This is a genomic window from Streptomyces sp. NP-1717 (assembly GCF_022695985.1).
GTDB lineage: Bacteria > Actinomycetota > Actinomycetes > Streptomycetales > Streptomycetaceae > Streptomyces.
Map to the genome: position 1 here is coordinate 52,839 of NZ_JAAPBF010000002.1, position 21,102 is coordinate 73,940.

Sequence of the window (21,102 nt, forward strand, 5' to 3'; positions counted from 1 at the left end):
CTGCTCCGTCATCTCGGCCGGGTAGTTCTCGAACACCATGGTGGTGTCGAAGAGTTCGGGCAGTCCCGACCAGGCGTGCAGGTCGGTCAGCGAGACATGCCGGTGGTCGAGCAGGGCGAACTGTTCCCGCTCCAGCCGCGCGACGAAGGCGCGCAGCGGCTCGGCGGGTCGCGTACGGGCGTGCAGCGGCACCTTGTTGACGAACATGCCGATCATCGCCTCGGCACCGGCGAGCTCGCCGGGCCGGCCGGAGACGGTGACGCCGAAGGTGACGTCGTCGCGCCCGGTCTCCTGGGCCAGGACCAGCGCCCACGCGGCCTGGACGGCGGAGTTGAGGGTCACGCCGTCCTCGCGGGCCCGGCGCTGGAGCCCGGCGGAGACCCCGGCGGGGAGCACAGTGCGTACGGACTCGGGCACCGGGCCGCTCCTGGAGGCGCCGGGAGCGATCAGGGTGGGGCCCTCGACGGTGTCCAGGTACTCCTTCCAGGCCCGCTCCGCCGCGCCCCGGTCACGGTCCGCGAGCCATTCCAGGTGGGCACGGTGCCCGGGGGCGGCGGGCAGTTCGGCCCCCGCTCCGCGGTAGAGCGTGAGGAGTTCGCGCAGCATGACGGGGATGGACCAGCCGTCGATGACCGTGTGATGGGTGGTGAGGACGAACCGGAACCGCTCGGGGCCGGTGCGCACCAGGAGGAAACGGATCAGTGGGGGTCTGGACAGGTCGAAGCGGGAGGCGCGCTCACCTGCCACCAGCCCGGGAATGCGCTCCTCGACAGCGGCATCGGAGTCCTGGCTGAGGTCGTGATAGGTCCACGGCACGTCCACGGCGGCCGCCACGGCCTGCACCCACTCCCCGGACGCCCGTTGGTGGAAGCAGGACCGGAGACCGCTGTGACGGGCGACGAGTTCGCGGGCCGCCCGGTGCAGAGCCGCGGGGTCCACGGCGCCGTCGAGGCGGAAGGTGAGCTGGCCCACATACACGTCCGCTTCGCCCTGGTCGTACACGCTGTGGAAGAGGAGTCCGCCCTGGAGCGGTCCGACCGGCAGCACGTCCTCCAGCGCGGTGCCCGCGCGACGCTCCAGGCTCTCGATCTCCGGCTGGCCGAGACCGGGCACGGCGACGTCGGAGGGGGTGAGGCCGCCCCCGCCGACCCACGCGGTGTGCTCCACGATCGCGTGCAGCGAATCGTCCCAGGCATCGGCGAGCCGCCGTACGTCCTCCTCGGCGAGCACCTCGCCCGCCCAGGTCCAATGGGTGACGAGCCGGGGTCCGTCCGGGCCCTCCACGGCGACGGCGTTCAGCTCGATCTCGTGGCTCAGCGGGGTGTCCGGGTCCTGGCCGGCGACGTCGCTGCCGAGCAGTGCCCAGGCCGCGCCGTCCGGCGTGCCGGCGCCGACCGGACCACCGGCGCCACCCGCCTGTTCAGCGGCGAACCGCCCCAGGTAGTTGAAGCCGAACCGGGCGCGGGCCCCCGTGGCCAGCCGGGGTGCGGTGGCGGGGTTGAGGTAGCGCAGCAGGCCGAAGCCGAGCCCCTCGTCGGGCACCGCGCGCAACGTCTCCTTGACCTGCCGCACGGCGCGCCCGACGGCGTCCCGCCCGGCCGGTCCGGTGGCCGCGACGGTACCGAGCCGCAGAGGGTGAACGCTGGTGAACCAGCCGACGGTGCGCGACAGGTCGGCCGTACCGGCCACCTGCTCGGCCCGCCCGTGGCTCTCCACGTCCACGAGCACGGACGGCGCCTCGTCGTCCCGCCAGCGGCCGACGGCCATCGCGAAGGCGGCGAGGAGCACGTCGTTCACCCCGGCGCGGAAGGCGGCGGGGACCGGACCGAGCAGCGCCGCGGTCGGCTCCGCGGCCAGCGTGGAGGTGAGCCGGCCGGCGGTGGCGAGGGTGTCCTGTGCGGGGTCCAGCTCCCGGCCGCCGACGACCGGCTCCGGTGACCGGAGCAGCCGCTCCCAGTGGTCGAGTCCTTCGGTGACGCGGGGCTCGGCGGCGAGCGCGTGGAGCCGCCGCGCCCACGTGCGCAGGGAGGCGCCGACTCCGGCGGGCGCGGGCTCCCGGCCCGCCGTGACCGCCTGCCAGATCTGGTCCAGATCGCCGAGCAGGATGCGCCAGGACACGCCGTCGACCGCCAGGTGGTGCGCGACGACGACCAGTCGCCCCGGCGCGTCACCCCGGTCGAACCAGACACAGCGCAGCACCGCCCCGGCGAGCGGGTCGAGGTCTTCGCGGGCCCGGCGGGCCTCGGCGGTGACGGCGGCGTCGAGCGCCCGCGGGTCGAGTCCGGTGGCGTCGACGCGGCGCAGGCAGCTCTCGACGGCTGTCGAGCCGCGGGCCGCGACGGACAGCTCCCAGCTGTCCCCGTCCCGGCGGGCGCTGATGCGCAGCGCGTCGTGGTGGTCGAGCAGGGCCCGCACGGTCCGCCGTACGGCGTCGTGGGTGGCGGCGGCCGGGGCGGTGAGCACCATCGACTGGTTGAAGGACGCCGTGGGCCCACCACGTTCGAGGAGTTCCGCGACGACGGGGGTGAGCGGAAGAGGCCCGGTGCCCGCTTCCGGGTCCTCGTCCAGAGCGTTGTCCTCCCGGCGCGCGACAGCGGCCAGCCCCGCGGGGGTGCGCCGCTCGAACACGTCGCGGACGGTGAAGACCACACCGGCCCTGCGGGCGGCGCCGACGAGCTGGATGGACAGGATGCTGTCGCCGCCCCCGCGGAAGAAGTCGTCGTCCACGCCGGTGTCCCCGGTGCCGAGGATCGCGTCGAAGAACCCGCACAGCCGTGCCTCCAGCGCGGTGCCGGGCGCCCGGGCCGTGCGGCGCTCCGCGTGGCCGGGGGCGGGCAGCGCCTTCCGGTCGAGCTTGCCGCTGGTGGTGTACGGCAGCGCGTCGAGGGCGACGAGTGCCGCCGGCACCAGGTACTCGGGGAGCAGTTCACGCAGCCGGACGTCGGTCTTCCCGAGGTCGGGGCGGCCTTCGGTCCCCACGACGTAGGCGACGACGCGGCGGACGCCGGGCTGGTCCTCCAGGACGACGACGGCGGCGTGCGCGACATCGTCGAGTGCGGCCAGTACGGCTTCGATCTCGCCGGGCTCGATGCGGAAACCGCGGATCTTCACCTGCTCGTCGGCCCGCCCGAGGTAGCCGAGGGCGCCGTCGGCGTCCCAGCGGACGATGTCGCCCGTCCGGTACATGCGGTCGCCGGGCGGGCCGAACGGGCAGGAAACGAAGCGTTCCGCGGTCATGGCGGGGCGACCGAGGTAGCCGCGGGCGACACCGGGTCCCGCCAGGTACAGCTCGCCGGCCACGCCGACGGGCACCGGCTGCAGCGCCGCGTCCAGGACGTAGGCGCGGTAGCCGGGCAGCGGCCTGCCGATGACGGGACGTCCGTGGGCGTCGGCCATGGCGACGACCGCGTCCACGGCGCATTCGGTCGGACCGTAGGTGTTCATGCCGGTGACGCCGGGCGCGGCGGCGCGCAGCCGGTCCCACAGCTCCGCGTCGACGGCCTCGCCGCCGAGCGCGAGGACGGAGGGCCGGTTGCCGGACCCCTCCAGCACGCCGGCGTCGAGGAGTTGGCGGAAGTACGTGGGGCTGAGGTCGACGTGGTCGATGTTCCGGTCGCGGAGGTACGCGACGGTCGCGGCCGGGTCCAGCCGCATGTCGTCGTCGATGATGTGCAGTTCGCGGCCCTCGACCATGGCCAGCAGCGGGTCCCAGGAGGCGTCGAAGGAGAATGACGAGACGTGGGCGACGCGGCCCGGGCCCGGCAGGGAGGGGACGATCCGGGGGAAGGTCACCGCCCGGTGCGCGGCGAACAGATGGGCGAGGGAGCGGTGGCTGACCACGACGCCCTTGGGGCGCCCGGTGGAGCCCGAGGTGTGGATGACGTAGGCGGCGTTGGCGGGGGTGAGCGGAGCGATACGGTCCCCGTCCGTGACGGCGGCGGCGCTGCGGCGACCCAGCTCGGTCCCGGTGCCGGGGTGGTCGGTACGCAGCAGGCCGGGGCCCGTCGCGCCGGGGAACCTCCCGGCGCCGTGGCCGTCGGTCAGCACGAGCACCGGGGCCACGTCCTCGGTGACGGCGGCGAGACGTTCCGCGGGCAGCCCCGGGTCCAGCGGGACGTAGGCGGCCCCGCTCTTGAGGACCGCCAGCACGGCGGTCACCCACTCGTGGGTGCGCGGCAGGCAGACACCGACATGCTTCTCCGGTCCCGCACCGCGGTCGATGAGAAGCCGGGCCAGCCGGTTGGCGCGGGCCTCGACCTCGGCGAAGGTCAGGGAAACGGCGCCGCTGACGACGGCCGTGGCTTCCGGGGTGCGTGCGGCCTGCGCGCTGAATATGTCCGGCAGTGGCGTGTCCTCGTCCCGCACCCGGGCGCCGTCCACCGCGGAGCCGGGGTGCGCCCCGGTGCCGAAGTCCCTCAGCAACTCGTGCCGTTCCGCGGGCTCCAGCAGGTCGGCCGATCCGATACGCGCCGCCGGGTTGGTGAGAACCGCGGTCAGCAGCCGGACGTACCGCTCGCCGAGGGCGCGTACGGTCCCGGCGTCGAAGAGGTCCGTGGCGTACTCGATGCTGCCGGTGATGCCGTCGGGGTCACCGTCGGGCCCGAATCGCTCGACGAGGTCGAAGGCGAGGTCGAACTTGGCCGCGCGCCGGCCCGTGTCCATGCCCGACACCCGCAGCCCCGGCAGGTCGACGCGGGTCGCGGCGGTGTTGTGCAGGTTGAGGCTGACCTGGAAGAGCGGGTGCCTGGCCAGGGAGCGCTCCGGGCTCAGGGCCTCCACCAGGCCCTCGAACGGGACGTCTTGGTGGGCGTACGCGGCCAGATCGGTCTGCCGGACCCGGTCGAGGAGGTCGGCGAAGGCGGGGTTGCCGGAGGTGTCGGTACGCAGGACGAGCGTGTTCACGAAGAAGCCGACCAGGGCTTCCAATGCCACGTCCGTACGGCCCGCGACGAGGGTGCCGAGCGGGATGTCGTCGCCCGCGCCCAGCCGGGAGAGCAGTGCCGCGAGCCCCGCCTGGAGGACCATGAACGGGCTGGCCCCGTGCGCGTGCGCGAGCCGGGTGATCTCCCGCTGGACGTCCGGGGAGAGCCGGAAGTCGACGGTGTCGCCGCGGTGGCTGGAGACCGCGGGGCGCTGCCGGTCGTAGGGCAGTTCGAGGGCTTGGGGTGCGCCGTCCAGCGCGTCGGTCCAGTACCGGGTCTGCCGGCTGATGACGCTGTCGGGGTCGTCCTCGGCGCCCAGCAGCTCCCGCTGCCACAGCGTGTAGTCCGCGTACTGCACCGGCAGCGGCTCCCAGGACGGCGTCCTGCCCGACCTCCGGGCCCCGTAGGCGGTGGTCAGATCCCGGGCCAGCGGCCCGCGCGACCATCCGTCGCTGGCGATGTGGTGAACGACGAGGGAGAGCACGTGCTCCTGTTCGCCGAGCCGGAACAGCCGCGCCCGCACCGGTATCTCGGAGGTCAGGTCGAAGCCGTGGCCCGACTCCTCGATCAGAGCACCGGGCAGTTCCTCCTCACGGACCGGCGTCACGGGGAGGCGCAGCGGCACCTCCTTGGGGTCCAGGACGTGCTGCCCGGCCACTTCGCCGTCGGCGGCCGGGAAGATCGTGCGCAGCACCTCGTGGCGGTCCACCACGTCCGCCAGTGCCTCCCGCAGCGCGGCCCGGTCGAGGTCGCCGGACAGCCGGAGCGCCATGGGGATGTTGTACGTGGCGTCGGGCCCGTCGAGCTGGAAGAGGAACCAGAGGCGTCGCTGGGCGAAGGACAAGGGAAGCATCAGGGATTCTCCGACCGCGACATCCGTCGCAACGCGGGGCGGGCTGTTCGTACGGGGGCGGCTGCCAGCCGGCCGGCCAGTCCGGCGACCGTGCGGGTCTCGAACACGGCGCGCACGTCGAGTTCGACGGCCAGCTCCGACCTGATCCTGTTGGTCAGGCGGGTGGCGAGCAGGGAGTGCCCGCCCAGGGAGAAGAAGTCGTCGTCGACGGTCACCTCGGCCACGCCCAGGATCTCGGCGAAGATCGCGCACAACGCCTCCTCGCGGCCGTCGCGGGGTGCCCGCCCAGGACCGCGGCCCGATTTCGGCGGGGCCGGCAGGGCACGGCGGTCGAGCTTGCCGTGCGCCGTCAGCGGGAGGTCGTCGAGCAGGACGACGGCCGTCGGCGTCGTGTAGGCGGGCAGCCGCGCGGCGATGTGCCGCAGGAGGCCGGCGGGGTCGGGCGCCTCGGCGGCCGGTACGGGCACGGCGTACGCGGTGATCCGCTGGTCGCCGGGCTCGTCCTCGCGGACGGCCGCGGCGGCGCGGGCGACGGCCGGGTGAGCGGTGAGGGCCGCTTCGATCTCACCCAGCTCGACACGGAAGCCCCGCACCTTGACCTGTCCGTCGGCGCGGCCGACGAATACCAGAGCGCCGTCGGGGAGGCGGCGCACGAGGTCGCCGGTGCGGTACATCCGCGTACCCGGCCCGCTGTACGGGTCGGCGACGAAGCGTTCCCCGGTGTGCCCCGGCCGCCCCAGGTAGCCGCGCGCCGTCCCGGGGCCCGAGACGTACAACTCCCCCACCACGCCGGCCGGGACCAGGGCGAGCCGGCCGTCCAGCACGAGCATCCGCACGCCCGGGTGGGGCCGCCCGAAGGGCACCGGCCCCTCGGGCACGTCGGCGCCGGGCGGAATCCGGTGCTCGGCACAGTTGACCGTGAGTTCGGTGGGTCCGTACGCGTTGACGACATGGGCGCCGGGATGGGCGTCCCGCCAGACCCGCAGGGCCCGGCCGGTCAGCGCCTCACCACCGAGAACCAGCGTCCCGTCGTCGGCCAGCGCGTCGGGCAGCGCCTCCAGCAGCGGCAGGTGGGAGGGAGTGGCCTTGGTGAACGAGGCCCGCAGCCCGGCCGCGCCGTCGAGTTCGCCGAGGACCGCGCAACCGCCGGCCGCGAGCGGGGTGAACATCGTCGTGACGGTCAGGTCGAAGGTGAGCGGGGAGTGCAGCAGGGCGGTGCCGGCCGCGTCGGGATACCGCTCACCGGCGCCGTCGACGTAGCCGGACAGCGCGTCCCGCGAGACCACCACGCCCTTCGGCCGCCCGGTGGAGCCCGAGGTGAACAGGACGTAGGCGGCATGGGCACCGTGGACGGGCCGCACCGGCCGGAACTCCGCGCCGGTCGCCGGGCGCGTGAGGTCGTCGGCCCAGTCCCCGGCTCCGAGTACGGGCACCCCGTCGAGGCCGCCCAGGTCCGCGGCGTCCGTGCCACCGGGGACGAGCACCAGCCGCGGGGCCGCCTCGGCGAGCACGGCGCTCAGCCGCTCGCGCGGCCACGCCCGGTCCAGCGGTACGTACGCCGCACCCGCCTTGAACGCGCCCAGCAGCGCGGCCAGTACCTCGGGGCGGCGCGTGGCCACCACGCCGACGGTGTCATCGGCGCCGATGCCGCGGTCCGCCAGCAGCCGGGCCACCCGGCCGGCGGCGGCGTCGAGTTGCGCGTAGGTCAGTTCGCCGCCGGTCCAGCGCACGGCGGTGCGCCCGGGGTCGCGCGCGGCCCGTGCCGCGACGGCGTCGGTGAGCGGAGCCGGCGTCCGGGACAGAGGCGGTCCGCCGGCCTGGTCCAGGAGCCGGTCCCGCTCACCCGGCAACAGCACGTCCACCTCGCCGACGGGAGTGCCCGGCTTGCCGAGCACCTGCTCCAGCACACGGAGCAGCCGGTGCGCGAGGGCGTCGGCGGTGTCCTGGTCGAAGAGGTCACGGCTGTACTGGAGCACGCCGCCCAGCGCGCCCGTACCGGTGTCCGCGGGCGAGATGACGAGAGACAGATCGAACTTCACGCTCCCGGTCTCCACCGGGTACGCGGAGACCTCGATCCCGGGAAGCGTGTCGAGCCCGGCGGGTGGCGTGAGGCCCTCGAAGTCCTGGAAGGCGAGCGAGACCTGGAAGAGCGGGTGCCGGGACAGCGAGCGGGCGGGGCTCAACTCCTCGACCAGCCGCTCGAAGGGCACATCCTGGTGGGCGTAGGCGTCGAGGTCGGTCTGCCGGACCCGCTCCAGCAACCGATGAAACGTGGGGTCGCCCGACAGGTCGTTGCGGAGCACCAGCGTGTTCACGAACAGCCCGACCACGTCCTCGACCGCGGTGTCCGTGCGGCCCGCGACGGGGGTGCCGAGCGGGATGTCGTCGCCCGCGCCCAGCCGGAACAGCAGCACGGCGACGGCCGCCTGGAGCACCATGAAGGGGGTGGTGCCGGTGTTCCCGGCCAGGTCCCGCAGCCGCTGGTGGTCGGCGGCGGGGATCTCGAACCGGGCGGCGCCGCCGCGATGGGAGGGCTCGGCGGGGCGCGGCCGGTCCACGGGCAGCGCCAGCTCCTCCGGCAGACCGGCCAGCCGCTCCTTCCAGTGGGCGACCTGGTCGGCGATCACCCCGGCCGGGGCGCCGGGCGCGCCGTCGGGGTCACCCAGGACTTCGTGCTGCCACAGCGTGTGGTCGGCGTACTGGACGGTCGGGGGCGGGGAGAGCGGCGGTGAGGCATCGGCGCCGTCCGCCGTGTGAGCGGCGTAGCGGGCCGCGAGGTCGCGTGCGAGGGGACGGAGCGACCAGCCGTCCGCGGCGATGTGGTGGAGGACCAGGATCAGCACATGGTCACGCTCGTCGGTGCCCGCGCCCGCCCGGTACAGGCCGTACCGGATCGGCAGGTCGTGTCCGAGGTCGAACGGCAGGGCCACCGCCCGCGCGAGCGCCGCGTCCAGGTCCCCGCCGGCGCCGGACCCGAGAGCCCGCGGGAGCAGTCCGGCGGCCGTGTCCGGGGGGAGGACGACCTGATGCGGTCCCCGCTCGTCCTCGGCGATGACCGTACGCAGTGCCTCGTGCCGGACCACGACGTCGGTGAGGGCCCGGTGCAGCGCCGGTACGTCCAGTTCGCCCTTCAGCCGCACCGCGAGCGGCACGTGGTAGCCGGCGTTCCCGCCCTGGAGCTTGTGCAGGAACCAGAGGCGACGCTGGGCGAAGGACAGGGGGACGCGTGCCGGGCGGAGGCGCTTGCGTGTCACGGGAGGGCGGCCGGGTCCCGCCCGGGTGAGCAGGCGGGCCAGGCCGGAGGGGGTGGGCGCCCCGAACATCTCGCGGACGCTGATCTCCGTCTCCAGGGTGCCCCGGACGCGGCTCACCAGCCGCATGGCGAGCAACGAATGCCCGCCGAGGGCGAAGAAGTCGTCGTCGGCGCCCACCTCGGGTACTCCGAGGACTTCGCGGAACAGCCCGCACAGGATCTCTTCCTGCGGGGTACGAGGGGCACGCGGGGTGGCGCTCGTACCGGTCTGCGGGGCGGGCAGCGCCGCCCGGTCGCGCTTGCCGCTGGCCGTGCTCGGCAGCTCGTCGAGGACGACGAGGGCCGAGGGCACCATATGGCCGGGCAGCCGTTCGCGCAGGTGACCCAGCACGGCGGCGGCGTCGGGAGCCGCCCCGCGCGCGGGCACGATGTAGCCGACGAGGCGCGGACCGGCGGCACCGTCGTCCCGTACGGTCACGACGGCATCCGTGACCTGGGGGTGGGCCGCGAGGGCGGCCTCGATCTCGCCCGGTTCGATCCGGAACCCGCGCAGTTTCACCTGGTCGTCCGCGCGGCCCAGGAACTGGAGGTCCCCGTCCGGCAGCCGCCGCACCAGGTCGCCCGTGCGGTACATCCGCGCGCCCGGCTCGCCGAAGGGGCAGGCGACGTACCGCTGGGCGGTGAGGCCCGGTTGCCGCCAGTAGCCGCGGGTGAGCTGGGCCCCGGCGAGGTGCAGTTCGCCGACGGTGCCGTCCGGTACGGGTTGCAGCCCGCCGTCCAGTACGTAGGCGCGGGTGCCGGGCAGCGGCCTGCCCATCGGCACCGGGTCCTCGCCGCCGTCCAGGAACCGGGCCGTGGCATAAACGGTGCTCTCGGTCGGCCCGTACGCGTTGACGAGGCCGGCGTCCGGGTATCGCGCGCGCAGCTCCCGCACCAGCGAGGCCGGGGCCGCCTCCCCCGCCAGGACGATCGTGCCGACGTCCGGTGTCGCACCACGTTCCAGGAGCGCGGCGAGGGCGGACGGCACCGCGCACAGCAGGTCGCCACTCGCGCCGGGGCCTCCTTCGCCGACGGCCAGCAAGTCGTCGGCGATGTCGATCCGGCCACCGGACAGCAACGGCACCAGCGTGTCGAACACCGAGACGTCGAAGCTCTCCGAGGTGGCGGCCACGGCCGAGCGCAGACGTTCCGCGCCGAATCCGGTACGCGCCCAGGACAGCAGCGCCGCCACCTGGGCGTGCTCGACGACCACGCCCTTGGGCCGGCCGGTGGAGCCGGAGGTATGGATGAGGTACGCGGCGTGGCCGGGCAGCAGTGGTGCGGACCGCTCGGCGTCCGTCAGGGACAGCGGGGAGTGGTCGGCGAGCGTCTCCTCGTCGAGGACGATCCGCTCGGCACCAATCGGCTCGTCCGGGGACCAGGACACCTCGTCCGGCCGGTCGGTGAGGACGCAGTGGGCCGCGGTGTCGGCGAGCAGGAACGCCACCCGGTCCGGCGGGTGGTGGGCGTCGACGGGAACGTAGCAGCCGCCGGCCTTGAGCGTGCCGAGCAGCGCGACAGGGAGCCAGTGCGAGCGGGAGACGGAGACGGCCACCCGGCTCTCGGCGCCGACACCCCGGTCGCGCAGCAGCCGCGCGAGCCGGTTGGCGCCGGCGTCGAGCTCGCCGTACGTCAGCGATCGCGTACCGCACCGGACAGCGGGTGCCCCGGGGTCGCGGCGGACCTGGTCCTCGAAAGCGGCCACCATCGTCGTGACGGGTTCGGCGAGCGGCCCCCCGTCGCCGCGCGCGGCAAGCTCGCGCCGCTCGTCCTCCGGGATGCCGGTCACTCTCGCGGTGGGGCGTTCCGGTGCCTCGGCGACCGTGGCGAGGATGTTCCGCAGCCGCCCGGCGAGCCGGGCCGCCGTCGCCCCGTCGATCGCGTCGCTCCGGTGGTCGAGCCGCAGGCGCAGGGCGGTGCCGGGCAGAGCGCAGAGGTGGAGCGGGTAGTGGGTGGTGCTCGTGCCGTGCCCGCCCTCGGCCCGCAGTCCGGCGTGGTCGGACCGCGCGAGGGTGCCCAGGTCGTCCACCGGGAAGTTCTCGAAGGCCATGGAGGTGTCGAAGAGTTCCGTCAGGCCCGCCCGGCGCTGCACGTCGGACAGGCGCACGTGCTGGTGGTCCAGGAGCGGGGCCTGTTCACGGTGGACGCGGAGTACGAGGTCGCCGATCGGTTCGGCGTGCCGCAGCCGTACCCGCAGCGGCACGGTGTTCACGAAGAGGCCGACCATGTCCTCCACGCCGTCGATCTCCGGCGGCCGTCCCGCGACGGTGACGCCGAAGACGACATCCCTGACGCCGGTGTACCCGCTCAGCGTCAGCGCCCACGCGGCCTGAACCGCGGAGTTGACCGTGGTGCCGCGGGCGCGTGCCCAGCGGGTCAGAGCCGCGGTCTCGCCGGGATCGAGGCGGCACTCCACGGACCCGGGCTCCGCGCCGGCGCGTGCCGCCCCCGGCGCGACCAAGGTCGGCGCCTCAAGGCCCGCCAGCGCCTCGCTCCACGCGCGTTCACCGGCCTCCGGGGCGCGGCGGGCGAGCCAGTCGAGGTAGTCCCGGTACGGGCGTGCCGGAGGCAGTGCCGACGGGTCGCCGCCCGTGCCGTACAGCGTGAGCAGTTCCCGCAGCAGGATCGGCGCGGACCAGCCGTCGAGCACGACGTGGTGATGGGTGACGGCGAGCAGGTGGCGGCCTTCCGGCAGCCGGGCCAGCAGGAAGCGGAGCAGCGGCGGTCGACCGAGCTGGAAGCGGCGGGACCGCTCCTCGGCCAGCAGGCCGTCCAGTTCCTTCGCCGCGGCGTGCGGCGCCATGGCGCGCAGGTCGCGCTCCTGCCAGGGCAGCGCGACCTGGCCGGCGACCAGTTGGAACCACTCGCCGGACCGCCGCCGCCGGAATCCGGCGCGCAGCGCGGTGTGCCGGGCCACGAGGGCTTCCACGGCGGCCCGCAGCCGGGCGCCGTCGAGTCGGCCGCCGAGCTCCAGGGCGATCTGGTTGATGTAGGCGTCCCGCTCCCGCTCGTCGAAGACGCTGTGGAAGAGCAGGCCCTCCTGCAACGGTGTCACCGGCAGGACGTCCTCGACAAAGCGCTGTGGGCGGCTCACGAGGCTTTCCCTTCTTCCCACTCGGAGCCGAGGTCGTCCTCGATCTCGGCCAGTTCTTCCGGGCTGAGGGACGGCGCCGGTACGGCGGCGGCGCCGCTCGGCTCATCGGAGCTGTCGTCGCGGGCGCGGTCCTCACGGGCGGCGGCGTGGGCCGCCAGGGCGGCGATCGTCCGATGCTCGAAGACGTCGCGGGTGGTGAGGGCGAGCCCTTGCTGCCGCGCCCGGGTGACGAGGCGTACGGACAGCACGCTGTCGCCCCCGAGCGCGAAGAAGCTGTCCTGCGCTCCGACCCCGGTCAGGCCCAGCAATTGGGCGATGAGCGTGCACAGGACCTGCTCCTCGGGTGTGCGCGGCGGCCGGTTGCCCGCGCCCGCGGCGGCGTCCGTGCCGGGAGCGGGCAGCGCGGCTCTGTCGATCTTGCCGTTGGCGGTGAGGGGGAAGCTGTCGAGCGGCACGATGGCACTCGGCACCATGTGGTCGGGCAGCCGTCGGCCGAGGTGCGTGCGCAGGTCGGCGGCCAGAGCCCGGTCCCGCAGCGGTGCCCCGGGATCGTTGGTGAGTTCCTCCGGTGGCGCGTCCGCCGGGGAAGGGCCGGTCGCGGCGCGCACCGCGTCGGCCGAAGCGGGGTCGGTGACCAGGACGTCCATGGTGTCCTCTTCACCGTCCTCGGCCCAGCGGAGCGACACGGTGCGCCCGAGGTCACCGAGGGCCGCGGTGAGCTCCGCGGGGTCGATGCCGTCGGGCGGTCCGGCGAGGAGCCCGCGGACCTCAGTGAGGCCGGCGCCCGCCTCCAGGGCGCGCAGTGCCCGTACTTCGCGGACCACCCGGGCATTGGGCACGCCGGTGACAAGGATGGCCGGCGCGTGTACGGCGGCGGCCTTGGCGACGCCGTCGAGGTCGTGCACGTCACGGCCCCAGGCCAGTACGGGCGTCGCGTGCGCGGCGTGCGCGGCGTGCGCGGCGTGCGCGGCGGGACGCTTGGCGAGCACGACGTCGTAGCGGTAGCGGGTGAGTTCGTTGTGGTGGACACCGTCCCGGAGCCGCACGTCCAGGACGGGTGTGTGCTCCCCGTCGTGTGCCAGGTCGCCGAGCACCGAGGCGAAGAACCCCGGGTCGGCTACGAGTTCCTTCTCCGCGGCGACGCGCCGTCGCGTGGCGGTGAGGACGGCGGCGGGGTCGGCGTCGCCGGTGGCCGCCCCCACTTCGATCGACGCGCGCAGGCAGCGCAGCAGCCGCTTGCCGCGCACATCCCCGACGAAGAGACTGCCGCCCGGTGCCAGCAGCGCGTACGCGTCGCGCAGGACCCGGCGCAGGTAATCCGCGCCGGGGAAGTACTGGACCACGGAGTTGAGCACGATGGTGTCGTAGAACCCCGGGCGCAGACCCGTGAGGTCGTGCGCGGGCCGGGTGGACAGCTCCACGCGGTCCGCGAGCGCGGGATCGTGCGCCACCTGCTCCCGGAGGGTGTCGATCGCACGCGCCGAGAGGTCCGTCCCGTGGTAGGCGGTGCAGCGCGGGGCGATCTCGGCGAGCAGCAGTCCCGTGCCGACGCCGATCTCCAGCACCCGGTCCGGGGCCAGGTCCCGGATGCGGGACACGGTGGCCGCCCGCCATTCGCGCATCTCCGTGAGCGGGATGGGCAGGCCGGTGTAGCTGCTGCGCCAGATCCCGAAGTCCTCACCGAGCGGCGGTCCGGCGGTGTCGGCGTAAAGCGTGTCGTACGCGGCCTCCCACTCCCCTACCTGCTGGGTCTCGAACGCGTCCGCGCGGTCGCCGCGACCGCCTCCGTCGCGGCGGGTGCCGGTGCCGGTGCCGGTGCCGGCACCGGTGGGGAGGACGTACGCGACGAGCCGGTTGGTCCCGTCCTCCTGGCGGCGGGCGACGGCCACAGCGGCGCGGACGTCGTCGTGCGCGGTCAGCGCGGTCTCGACATCGCCCAGCTCGATGCGGAAACCGCGCACCTTCACCTGGTGGTCGGTGCGGCCCAGGTAGTCGAGCCGGCCGCCGGGCAGCCGTCGCACCACGTCGCCGGTCCGGTACATCCGGCCGCCGGGCGGTCCGTACGGGTCGGCGGTGAACCGCTCCGCGGTGAGGGCCGGGCGGCCGAGGTAGCCGCGGGTGACTCCGTCGCCCGCGATGTACAGCTCGCCGGGGACTCCCGGGGCCATGTGGTTCAGCCACTCGTCGAGCACGTGAACCCGGGTGTTGCGCAGCGGTCCGCCGATGGGCGGGGCGGCACCGGAGGAATCGTCCAGGGTGGCCGCAGTGGACCAGATGGTGGTCTCGGTGGGGCCGTAGACGTTGGTGAGTTCGCCGCCGAGATCGAGAAGGGCGCGCGCGAGATCGCCGGGGAGGGCTTCGCCGCCGACCAGCTTGCGCAGTCCGCGCAGGGCGTCCGGCGCGGTGTCGGCGAGCAGCCGCCATGTGGTGGGGGTGGCCTGCAGGAGCGTCGCGCCGCGGGCGGTGAGCAGGGCGCCCAGGGCCTCCGGGTCGCGTACGGTCGCACGGTCCGCGATGATCAGTTCCGCGCCGCTGATCAGGGGCAGGAACAGCTCCAGCTGCGCGATGTCGAAGCTCACGGTGGTGACCGCCACCAGCCGGTCGTCGGGGCCCGGGCGCAGACGGTCGCGCATGGCGGCCAGCAGGTTGTCCAGGTTGGAGTGGGTGACCACCACACCCTTCGGCCGCCCGGTGGAGCCCGAGGTGTGCAGGACGTACGCAGGCTGGCCGGGGTGGACGGCAACGGGACCCTGCCACGACGGGAGGCCCGCCATGGGCACCTGTCCGGTGCGGATGGTGAAGGCTCCGGCGGCCTCGGCCGCCGCCACGACGGCCTCGCGGCAGCCGGCGTCGGTCAGCAGCACGGTGGGGGCGGCGTCCGTCAGGACACCCGCGATCCGTTCGTCCGGGTGCTCGGAGTCGAGCGGTACGTAGGCACCGCCCGTCTCCAGCACGGCCAGCAGCGTGGCGACGAGGTCGGCCGACCTGGGCAGGCAGACCGCCACCCGCGTCTCCGGGCCGACACCGTGCGCGGCGAGCACCGCCGCCAGTTCACTCACCCGGGCGGTGAGCGCCTGACAGGTCAGGACGCCGTCGCCGCAGCGGAGCGCCACGGCCCCGGGTGTACGTTCCGCGCGGTCGCGCAGTTGCCGCACGACGCCCGGGGGCGCGCCGGGGGACGCCACCGCACGGCGCTCGGCGCGCAGTTGCCGCTGTTCGTCGTCGGTGAGCAGGTCCGGCGCGCCGATCTTTCGGTCCGGCTCCTCGGCCATCGCGGTGAGCAGCGTCGTGTACCGCCGGGCGATCAGTTCCACCGTCTCGGCGTCGAAGAGGTCGGCCGCGTACTCGATCACGCCGGTGATGCCTCCGGCCGCCTCGCCGCCCTCCGCTTCGGCACCGTCCCCGGCTTCGGCTTCGGCGAGGTTGACGAAGAGGTCGAACTTCGCGGGGGACCGGACGGGCGGCACGACCGTGACCTCGATGCCGGGCATCGGCACGGCGGCGCGCGCGTTGTTCTGGAGCGCCAGCATCACCTGGAAGACGGGGTGGCGGGCCAGGGACCTGGTGGGGTTGAGCGAGTCGACGAGCCGTTCGAACGGCAGGTCCTGGTGGGCGTACGCGGCCAGGTCCGTCTCCCGTACCCGGGCGAGCAGTTCCTCGAAGGTGGGGTCGCCGGAGGTGTCGGTACGCAGCGGCAGCGTATTGACGAAGAAGCCGACCACGTCCTCCAGCGCGTCGTCGGTCCTGCCCGCGACGGGGGTGCCGATGACCAGGTCGCGGCCTGCGCCGAGCCGGGTCAACAGCGCGGCGAGCCCGGTCTGCAGGACCATGAAGAGGGTCGAGCGGCGCCGGTGGGCGAGGTCGGTGAGGCGCTCACGCAGCTCGGCCGGGAGCGTGAAGCGGACGATCCCCCCGCGGTGGCTCTCCGCCGCCGGCCGGGGCCGGTCGGTGGGCAGCGCGATCTGCTCGGGGGCGCCGTCGAGTGTCCCGCGCCAGAACTCCAGCTGCCGCGCGTACAGGCTGCCGGGGTCGTCCTCCGCTCCGAGGACACGTTCCTTCCAGAGTGTGTAGTCGGCGTACTGCACCGGCAGCGGTTCCCACACCGGCGCCCGCCCCGAGTGACGGGCCGTGTACGCGGTCGCCAGGTCGCGGGCCAGCGGGGCGAGGGACCAGCCGTCGCCGGCGACGTGGTGCAGCACCAGGGACAGCACGTGCCGGTCGGCGCCCGTCCTGAACAGCACGCACCGCAGCGGGGTGTCGGTGGTCAGCGTGAAGGGGTGTCCGGCGGCTTCGGCCAGCGCCGCGGGCAGGCCTGCCTCGTCAACCTCCACCACGGGCAGCGCGGGCACCGCCGGGTCCGGGGCCCGTACCTCTTGCCGGGGCGTGCCGTTGCGCGCGGGGAAGACGGTGCGCAGCGCTTCGTGGCGGCCCGTCACATCTGCGAGGGCGCGTGCGAGCGCGGTGGTGTCCACCGGCCCGTCGAGCCGCAGGGCCAGCGGGATGTTGTACGTGGCGCTCGGGCCCTCCAGCTCACCGAGGAACCACAGGCGCTGCTGGGCGGAGGACAGGGGGACGGTCTCCGGGCGCGGGTGCGGGGTGAGCGCGGGCCGGCCCGCGTCACCCCCGGCTCCGCCGAGGCGCTGGACGAGTTCCGCGGGGGTCGGTGCCTCGAAGAGGTCGCGGATGGTCAGTTCGGCGCCGAGGGTGGACCGGACGCGGCTGACGAGGCGGGTGGCCAGGAGGGAGTGCCCGCCGAGAACGAAGAAGTCGTCGTGCCTGCCGACGCGTTCAGTGCCGAGGATGCGCCCGTAGATCTCGCACAGCGCTTCCTCCCGCGGGCCGAGCGGGGCGGCGTACGCGGTCTCGGACCGGCCGGCGCCGGGCTCGGGGAGCGCGGCGCGGTCCAGCTTGCCGTTGCCGGTGAGCGGCAGCCGGGGCAGCAGCACGACCGTGGCGGGGACCATGTGCCGGGGCAGCAGCGCGGCGAGGTGCCGGCGGACCTCTGCGGGAGTGGGGGCGGCCCGCACGCCGTCGTCGACCGACCGCGGGGCCGCGGGCGTGGGAGCCGGGACCGCGTAGCAGACCAGGCGCTGGTCGCCGGGCCGGTCCTCGCGCAGCACCGCCGCCGCCTGGCCGATCCGCGGGTGCGTGACGGCGGCCGACTCGATCTCGCCCGGTTCGATCCGGAACCCGCGCACCTTCACCTGTGCGTCGGCCCGCCCCACGTAGTGCAGTTCGCCTTCGTGATCGCGCCGCGCGAGGTCGCCGGTGCGGTACATCCTGCCGCCCGCAGGCCCGAACGGGTCGGCCACGAAGCGGTGGGCGGTGAGACCGGCACGCCGCCAGTACCCGCGGGCGAGCCCGGGGCCCGCCACGTACAACTCGCCCGTGACGCCGGACGGTACGGGCCGCAGCCGGTCGTCGAGCACCTCCACCCGCAGGTCGGCCAGCGGCCTGCCGACCGGGCTGCCGCCCCGGTGGAGCGCCTCGTCGTCCAGCGTCAGGTGGGTGACGTGCACGGTCGTCTCGGTGATCCCGTACATGTTGACCAGTGCGACGTCCCGCCCCCGCCAGCCGGTCAGCCGGGAGGTGTCCAGCGCCTCGCCGCCGAAGACGACATGGCGCAGCGATCGCGTGGGAAGCGGCTCGTCCCCGCCGCACGAGGCCGCCCGGGCCATGCGCTCGGCCTCCGCCTGCGCCAGCTGGTAGAAGGCCGACGGGGTCTGGCTGAGCACGGTCACCCGCTCCTGTTCGAGCAGGGTCAGGAACTCGCCGGGCGACCGCGTCACCGGGTGGGGCACGACGACGAGCCGGCCGCCGTGTGCCAGCGCGCCCCACAGCTCCCACACGGAGAAGTCGAAGGCGTACGAGTGGAAGAGCGTCCACACGTCGTCGTGGCCGACGGGCAGGGCGTGGCGGCACGTGCTCAGCAGCCGGACGACGTTGGCGTGGGTGACCACGACGCCCTTGGGCTGTCCGGTGGAGCCGGAGGTGTGGATGACGTAGGCGGGGTGCTCGGGCCGCAGCGGAGCGTGGCGGTCGGCGTCCGTCAGTGGGGTGCCCGGCAGACCGGCGAGCGCGCCGACGGTGCCGGGATCGTCGAGCAGCAACCAGGATGCCTCGGTGTCACCGTCCAGCCGCGCCCGCACGGCGGTGGTGCCGAGGACGACGGCGGGTGCCGCGTCGCGCAGGATGAACGCCATCCGCTCGGCCGGGTAGTCGGGGTCGACGGGTACGTACGCGGCGCCGGACTTCACGACGGCCAACAGCGCCACGACAAGGTCTGCGGAGCGGGGCAGAGCCACGGCGACGAAGGTCTCCGGCCCCGCGCCGGCGGCCACGAGGCACCGGGCGAGGCGGTTGGCGCGGTCGTCGAGCTCGGCGTAGCGGAGCCGGCTGCCGCAGTCCGTGAGGGCGACGGCGTGCGGTCGGGCCGCCGCCGCCGCGTCGAACAGTGCGGCGAGGTCGGCGGGTCCGTCACCGGTGGGGGCGGCCGCGCGTTCCGCGGCCTCCCGGGCGTCGCTCAGCCGCTCCCGCTCGTGCGCGGCGAGCAGATCGGCGCGGCCGAGGGGTTGGTCCGGATCGCGGGTGACGGCGTCGAGGAGCAGCGTGAGCCGTTCGGTCATGGCCCGGACGGTGGTCTCGTCGAAGAGGTCGGGCCGGTACGTGACGGAGCAGTCCAGGCCACCGCGTTCCGGATCCTGGGCCGTGGGTTCCGTGAAGGTGAGGCTCAGGTCGACGTGGGCGGTGCCGTCGTCCGTGCGCTCGACCGCGACGTCCAGGCCCGGCAGGGCGGCCACGGCCGCCAGAGCGTCCTGGCGGCCCGCGTTGTCGAAGGTGAGCATCGTCTGCACGAGGGGGTGCCGGGACGGGGAGCGGGCCGGGTTGACAGCCTCCACGAGGCGTTCGAAGGGGAGGTCCTGGTGCGCGTACGCGGCCAGGTCGGCGTCGCGCACCCGGTCCAGCAGGTCGCCGAAGGACGGGTCGCCCGAGGTGTCGGTGCGCAGCACAAGGGTGTTGACGAAGAATCCGACGAGGTCGGCCGTCAGCTGCTCGGAGCGGCCCGCCGAAGGCGAGCCCAGGACGATGTCGGTGCCCGCTCCGAGCCGGGTCAGAAGGGCCGCGAGGGCGGCGTGCACCACCATGAACGGGGTGGCGTGGTGCTGCCGGGCCAGCCCCACGACGCGCTCGTGCAGGGCGGAGCCGACACGGAACAGCACCTGTTCGCCGTGCCGGGGCGCGTCGGCGGGCCTGGGCCTGTCGTAGGGCAGCGCCAGCTCCTCCGGGAGCCCTCGCAGCTCCCGCGTCCAGTGGGCGAGCTGCCGCGCGACGACGCTGCCGGGGTCGTCCTCGCTGCCGAGTACGTCGTGCTGCCACAGAGCGTGGTCGGCGTACTGGACGGGCAGCGGCTCCTGGCACGGTGCGGTGCCGCCGTGGCGTGCCGTGTAGGCGGTCACGAGATCGCGGGCGAGCGGCCCCATGGACCAGCCGTCGGCGGCGATGTGGTGGACGACCAGCGACAGGACATGGGTGTCGGCGGCGAGCCGGAAGAGGGTGGCGCGCAGCGGGAGTTCCCGGGACAGGTCGAAGACGGTCCCGGTCTCCTCGCGGAGCAGCTCGGTGAGGGTGCCGCCGGTCGCGGACCGGGTCCGCAGGGCGGGGGCCGTGCCCGTGGACAGCACTCTCTGGCAGGAGCCGGTCTCGTCCTCGGTGAAGACCGTGCGCAAGGTCTCGTGCCGGTCGACGACGTCGCCGAGGGCCGCCTGGAGCGCGCCGGCGTCGAGGTCGCCGGTCAGCCGCAGCGCGACGCTGATGTGGTACGCGCTGCCCTGGCTGTCGTAGCGGTTGAGGAACCACAGGCGGCGCTGGGCGAAGGACAGCGGCAGCCGCTCCGGGCGGGGCCCTGCCGTCAGGGCGGGACGACCGGCCGGGGCTTCGCCGACGAGTCCGGCGAGTCCGGCGACGGTGGGCCGGTCGAAGAGGGCACGGATGCCCAGCTCGACGCCGAGTTCGGCGCGGATGCGACCGACCAGGCGTACGGCCAGCAGCGAGTGGCCGCCGAGCGTGAAGAAGTCGTCGTCGACGCCGATCGCGGGAACGCCGAGCACGTCGGCGAACAGCCCGCACAGCCGTACCTCGCGGGCGTCGCGCGGGGCGCGTCCGGCCCGTACGCCGGCGCGGTCGGGCGCGGGGAGGGCGTTCTTGTCGAGTTTTCCGTTCTCCGTACGGGGCAGCGCGTCCAGCGGGACGACGGCCGCCGGGACCATGTACGCGGGGAGTCCGGCGGCGAGCGCGGCGAGCGCGGCGCCGGGGTCGAACCCGGGTCCCGCCGGTACGGCGTAGGCGGTGAGCCGCTTGTCGCCGGGCACGTCCTCGCGCACGATCACGGCGGCCCGGGCGACCTGTTCCTGGAGCGCGAGCGCGGTCTCGATCTCGCCCAGTTCCACCCGGAAGCCGCGCACCTTGACCTGGTCGTCGGTCCGGCCGAGGCATTCGATGATCCCGTCGGGGCGCCACCTGCCGAGGTCACCGGTGCGGTACATACGTGCCCCCGGCCCGTCGAAGGGGCTCGGCACGAATCGCTCCGCCGTCAGTCCCGGCCGCCTCCAGTAGCCCCGGGCGACGCCGACGCCGGACACGTATATCTCGCCCGTCACCCCGACGGGGACGGGTTGCAGCCAGAGGTCCAGTACGTACATGTGGTTGCCCGGCAACGGGCGGCCCACCGGGAGGACCCCGGGGGGTGTCTCGTCGCCGGGACGCAGGACGAGGTCCGAGCAGTTGACGCTGGTCTCGGAGGGCCCGTAGTCGTTGAACACGACGGCGTCCGGGTGGCGGCGGCGCCAGTCGCCGAGCATCTCGCCGGTGAGCGGTTCGCCGCCGAGGACCAACGTGGCGGGCTCCGGGCCGGCCAGCAACCCGGGGAGCTCGTCGAGAAGTG

3 protein-coding genes (2 of these 3 running past the window's edge) are annotated in these 21,102 nt (G+C 74.5%); all 3 read right to left on the reverse strand.

What is annotated here, in order from left to right:
* Tightly spaced (each overlapping or abutting the next), the 3 genes in view from GXP76_RS00775 to GXP76_RS00785 form a layout consistent with a single transcriptional unit that may run on beyond the window.
* Positions 1–5,775, reverse strand: partial view of a non-ribosomal peptide synthetase gene (locus GXP76_RS00775; protein WP_242569414.1) — the start only. Its footprint begins 10,059 nt before the window's first position; 5,775 of the gene's 15,834 nt are visible here — the first part of the coding sequence; it begins with the start codon at positions 5,773–5,775; its stop codon lies off the left edge, out of view.
* Complete coding sequence (locus GXP76_RS00780; protein ID WP_242569415.1) at positions 5,775–12,161, reverse strand: non-ribosomal peptide synthetase; 6,387 nt, start codon at positions 12,159–12,161, stop codon at positions 5,775–5,777. Before GXP76_RS00780 ends, GXP76_RS00775 begins: the two co-directional genes overlap by 1 nt.
* Positions 12,158–21,102, reverse strand: partial view of a non-ribosomal peptide synthetase gene (locus tag GXP76_RS00785; protein ID WP_242569416.1) — the end only. The gene runs 9,922 nt beyond the window's last position; 8,945 of the gene's 18,867 nt are visible here — the last part of the coding sequence; its start codon lies beyond the right edge, outside the window — the gene reads right to left on this strand; the stop codon is at positions 12,158–12,160. Before GXP76_RS00785 ends, GXP76_RS00780 begins: the two co-directional genes overlap by 4 nt.